Source organism: Phormidium sp. CCY1219 (genome assembly GCF_055795085.1).
Window position 1 is genome coordinate 1 of the sequence record NZ_JAYFEQ010000174.1, and the last position, 4097, is coordinate 4097.

Consider the following 4097-nt stretch of genomic DNA (forward strand, 5'->3'; position numbering starts at 1 on the left):
GGCTAAAGCCGCAAGTTCGTTTTTCCTCCCCCGGCTAAAGCACGGGGGTTTCCAAACGTATCGGAGGTTATCATGATTCGCGACTTATTCATCAATGCTTCGTTGTCTCAGCAAATCAGTCATCACGATTGGAAACTGCTCCATAGCCTTTCCGAATCTTCTTTATCCTCAGAAGAGAGGCGAATGATCAAGCGGCTGATCCATAGCGTCAAACGCGGGTGGTTTCAGGTGTTAGCTTAATCTTTCCCCGCTACCCGATCGCGGTTCTCGCCCATATCCAATGGCAGAGAATGGCCGCAAAAGGGGAAAGATTGCCTGAGCCACGGGGCAACTCGCCTATCTTTCGATAAATTCAATTAATGATTGCAATAAGCCCTCGAGGGTATATTCCTTCGCTTCTACATCCACTTTTGAGAGTAATTCATTGCAGGTAATAGAAGTTTGAGGTCCAATTGAGGCAATACAAATTCCTTCTAATAAGCTTTGCCACGGTGAATTCGCTTCGCCGTCTGGAAAGCAAGCGTTATGCTGACGTTCGATTAATTTACAGAAATTTTTCACGGTTTTAGAACTGGCGAAGGTAATCGCATCAACGCGCCGATTTTTCAGCGCTTCCCACGCTACAGGGGCGATCGCTTTCGGACAACCCGACTCGTAAGCAGGCACCTCTTCAACTATTGCCCCTTGGCGGGTCAGTTCCCCCACCAGCACCTCTCGCCCGCCAGTTTCTACGCGCGGAAACAGAAGTTTTTTCCCGGATACATCTTCGGGAAAGTCCGCCACCAGGGAATCGGCGACGAAGTTGGGGGGAATAAAGTCCGGTTTTATGCAATAGGTTTTCAAGGTGGCGGCGGTTTTTTTGCCAACGACGGCAATTTTAATTCCCGCAAGCGCCCGGGTATCTTTGCCATTGGCAAGCAGGCGATCGCAGAAATAGCGCACGCCATTGGCAGAGGTCAAGACTAACCAATCAAATTCCTCTAGGGCGGCGATCGCGCGATCGAGCGGTTCCCAACTCGACGGGGGGCCAATTTCCAACGCCGGCATTTCGATCGCCGTTGCACCTGCATTTTCCAACATGGTGGTGAAGGTGCTGGATTGACCCGAAGATCGCGTCACTAAAATCGTTTGACCCGATAGGGGCAATTGAGAATTCTCATTTGGGGATTGCAAATTGCTAACTGAGGTTTCAGGCATAGAATCGGAAATTACAGAGGGCACGAATCGGTTTGCATTGTCTGCTAGTGTACGCTGTTTTTGCAGGTGGGGAACTTGCAAATAGTGGCGCAAACGCACCACATCGCCGATGGCGATAATCGCCGGCGAGAGGGTTTCTCCCCGGGTGCGATCGAGAATATCCGCCAGAGTGCCAGTCCACACCTGTTGGCGATCGCTTCCGCAGGCGCGCAGGATGGCGATCGGGGTCTGCGCCGACTTGCCGTGGCGCTGCAATTGCCATAAAATTTCCGGCAGTTTGCGCGTCCCCATCAAAATCACCAACGTGGGCATCGGCGTCAGATTTTCCCAGTCCAACTCATCGGGTTGGTGTCCGCTTAACACGGTAAAATACCGACTCAGCACCGGATCCGTCAGCGGAATCCCCGCCAGCAACGGCGCGGCTAATGCAGAAGAAATCCCGGGAATCACATCAAACGGACAATTCTGCGCTTTCAACGCTTCAATTTCCGCCGTACAACGACCAAAAATAAACGGATCTCCGCTTTTCAAGCGCACCACTCGCTTTCCTTCCCGGCATTTGTTCACCAATAATCGATTGATATCTGCCTGTTCCCAACTGGGTTTTCCCCCGCGTTTGCCCACCTGGATCTGCTCGCAACTCGCCGGTGTGAGTTGCAGCAGTTGCTCGTCTACTAGGGCGTCATAAATTAAAACATCCGCTTGCGCCACTCTCTGTTGCGCTTCTACGGTAAGATAGGCTACATCCCCCGGTCCGGCTCCCACTAAGTAAACTTGTCCCATTGTTTCGCTTTCCATTGCTCCACTCCTATCACCTGGGAAAATTTCTCATCCCGTTTTTTCATCCTTTATTATAAAAATCAACGATCGGGATTATAACTCGTTTTGCGCCTCGCACCGGGGCAATTATTGTCACAGTAGTAGAGACGCGATTAATCACGTCTCTACAGGGAAGCTACGCCTCGCACAGAGCGTTTCCGCGAGGCTGGAAACGATTCAAAATGAGTCAAAAAATCTTCCGAAAAGTGGCCAAAAAAACGCTATAGTAGTTTCTATTCGGAGTTGTTTGTATTTTGCCAATCCTAGCCGATGTCGAGCCAGCCGCAAACCATTTCTCTGCTGTGTCCCTCTTGGGGACGCCCGGAAAAAGCGCTTCGCTTGTGCCTGAGCGCGTTAAATACAGCAGCTAAACCCAAACGAGTGGAAATGCTGTTTTATGTGGATGAAGACGATCCGAAACAGGCGGAGTATTTGAATTTGTTTAAAGCCCACAAGCGAGAATTCGATGCATTTCGGCGCTGTGGTTTTATTATTGGAGAAGCGATCGGGATTTCCAAAGCGTGGAACGAATTGGCGCGTCGTTGTGACGGCAATTTATTGATTATGTCCGCCGACGACCAAACCTATAATGATTTTGGCTGGGACGATCGCCTGGATGTGGAAACCCAAGCTTATCCCGATGAAATCTTTTGCATGTGGTTTAATGAGGGACATTGGGGCGGACAACTTTGTACCTTTCCGATTGTGTCGCGCAAATGGTGCCAAACTTTGGGCTATTTTACTACAGGTTTGTTTGAATGTCTTTACGATGATATGTGGATTTGGGAGTTGGCGAAACGAGTGGGTCGCTTGCACTACATTCCAGATATTTTAACCGAACACCTTCACTGGGGATACGGTAAAGCGGCGATCGACGCGACCTATGCTAAAAAACAAGTGACGCGCGATCGCCAATTAAAACCCGCCGTTTATCGCGATATGGATTTATATTGTCGCACGATTCCCTATCGCGAAACCGACGCCCGACGACTGGCGGCGGTGATGGAAGGGGAGGTGAAGTTACAACCGGTGGATTGCATGGTTCCCGGCAAATCTAGCATTTTCGATCGCCGAGAACCCCGCTAACTGGAAACTCCTATGTTCTGGCAAAAACCAGATTAAATACATAGGGGGAATTGTAATAGCGATCGGGAGATAATTTAACCAGATGCGGCGCTTCATTTCTCAGTAAATAAGGCGTATATCCCATCGCGCCCATCAACTCCCGCAGTTGCGTTTCGCTGGTGCCCATTTTCTGCAAAGCAAAGCGATTGATTTCGCAAATCACATAGGGAACCCCCGACCGAAACAGGGTATTTTCCGCACCTTGGAGGATTTGATATTCCGCTCCTTCCGCATCGATTTTAATCAACTTTAAAGAGTTTAGCGGCTTGTCTTTTAACAAGTCGTCCAGAGTGGACATTTGCAGGGTTTCGGTTTGGGGGTTGAGGCGGCTTTTTTTGTTGATTTTATGCAATCCCACATCCCACAACGCATGCCCACCGTCATTATCGGCATTGATAAAAAATTCCACCGCTTTGTTTTCTCCCCCCAAAACCGTGGGAAAAATTTCGATATTTTCTAACTGGTTGGCAGCGATATGATGGCGAATCCAATTAATATTAATGGCGTTGGGTTCGACGCTGAAAACTTGGCCGTTTTCTCCTACTAAGAGGGCAGCAATGAGGGAATAATAGCCAATATGGGCACCGATATCGATGAAGGTATCCCCGGGAGTTAAAACTCGCTGTAACAATTTGGTTTCGGCGGGTTCGTAGAATTGCCCCTGGGAAAAATAACTCCACATGATTTTTTGGCTGAATTGTTCGATGTCCAGGTAAAGTTTCACGAGGCGATAGGTATCGTTTAAGCGAACTTTGAGCTGGATGAGTTTGGCGGTGGGGATTGGGGTTTGAGTGGCGATCGAATTTGGCATGGTTGTCTGGTTTGGAGTTAGGAAAGGGTTAAGGCGGGGGATTAAAATCGCGCCTAGGCAAGGATATAATATCAGGGGGCGATTAAAATCGCGCCTAGGCGAGCAAAGTCCGCCTGCGCGGAGTATTTTTTGAGCATTATTCCGT

Annotated in this window: 4 protein-coding genes; 2 read left to right on the forward strand and 2 right to left on the reverse strand. The window is 49.2% G+C overall.

The window, feature by feature from the left end; translation table 11 throughout:
- Positions 1–72: 72 nt before the first annotated feature.
- Entirely contained in the window at positions 73–240 is a 168-nt protein-coding gene (locus tag AC0QH1_RS01025) for a hypothetical protein (protein ID WP_324628870.1), read from the forward strand.
- A gap of 96 nt (positions 241–336) precedes the next feature.
- Here the strand turns inward: AC0QH1_RS01025 and cobA are convergent, their stop codons facing one another.
- Positions 337–1995, reverse strand: coding sequence for a uroporphyrinogen-III C-methyltransferase (gene cobA / locus AC0QH1_RS01030; RefSeq protein ID WP_324628871.1), 1659 nt, complete (start codon positions 1993–1995; stop codon positions 337–339).
- A gap of 291 nt (positions 1996–2286) precedes the next feature.
- Between cobA and AC0QH1_RS01035 the strand changes: the two genes are divergently transcribed.
- A complete protein-coding gene (locus tag AC0QH1_RS01035) occupies positions 2287–3102 on the forward strand; it encodes a glycosyltransferase family 2 protein (RefSeq protein WP_324628873.1) in 816 nt (271 codons plus the stop codon).
- A gap of 10 nt (positions 3103–3112) precedes the next feature.
- Here the strand turns inward: AC0QH1_RS01035 and AC0QH1_RS01040 are convergent, their stop codons facing one another.
- Positions 3113–3952, reverse strand: coding sequence for an FkbM family methyltransferase (locus tag AC0QH1_RS01040; RefSeq protein ID WP_324628874.1), 840 nt, complete (start codon positions 3950–3952; stop codon positions 3113–3115).
- Positions 3953–4097: the final 145 nt, after the last annotated feature.

Bases quoted from the DNA above. Each gene is read 5' to 3' on its own strand.
- AC0QH1_RS01025 (WP_324628870.1), top strand. From the start codon at position 73: ATGATTCGCGACTTATTCATCAATGCTTCGTTGTCTCAGCAAATCAGT.
- cobA (WP_324628871.1), bottom strand. From the start codon at position 1,995: ATGGAAAGCGAAACAATGGGACAAGTTTACTTAGTGGGAGCCGGACCG.
- AC0QH1_RS01035 (WP_324628873.1), top strand. From the start codon at position 2,287: ATGTCGAGCCAGCCGCAAACCATTTCTCTGCTGTGTCCCTCTTGGGGA.
- AC0QH1_RS01040 (WP_324628874.1), bottom strand. From the start codon at position 3,952: ATGCCAAATTCGATCGCCACTCAAACCCCAATCCCCACCGCCAAACTC.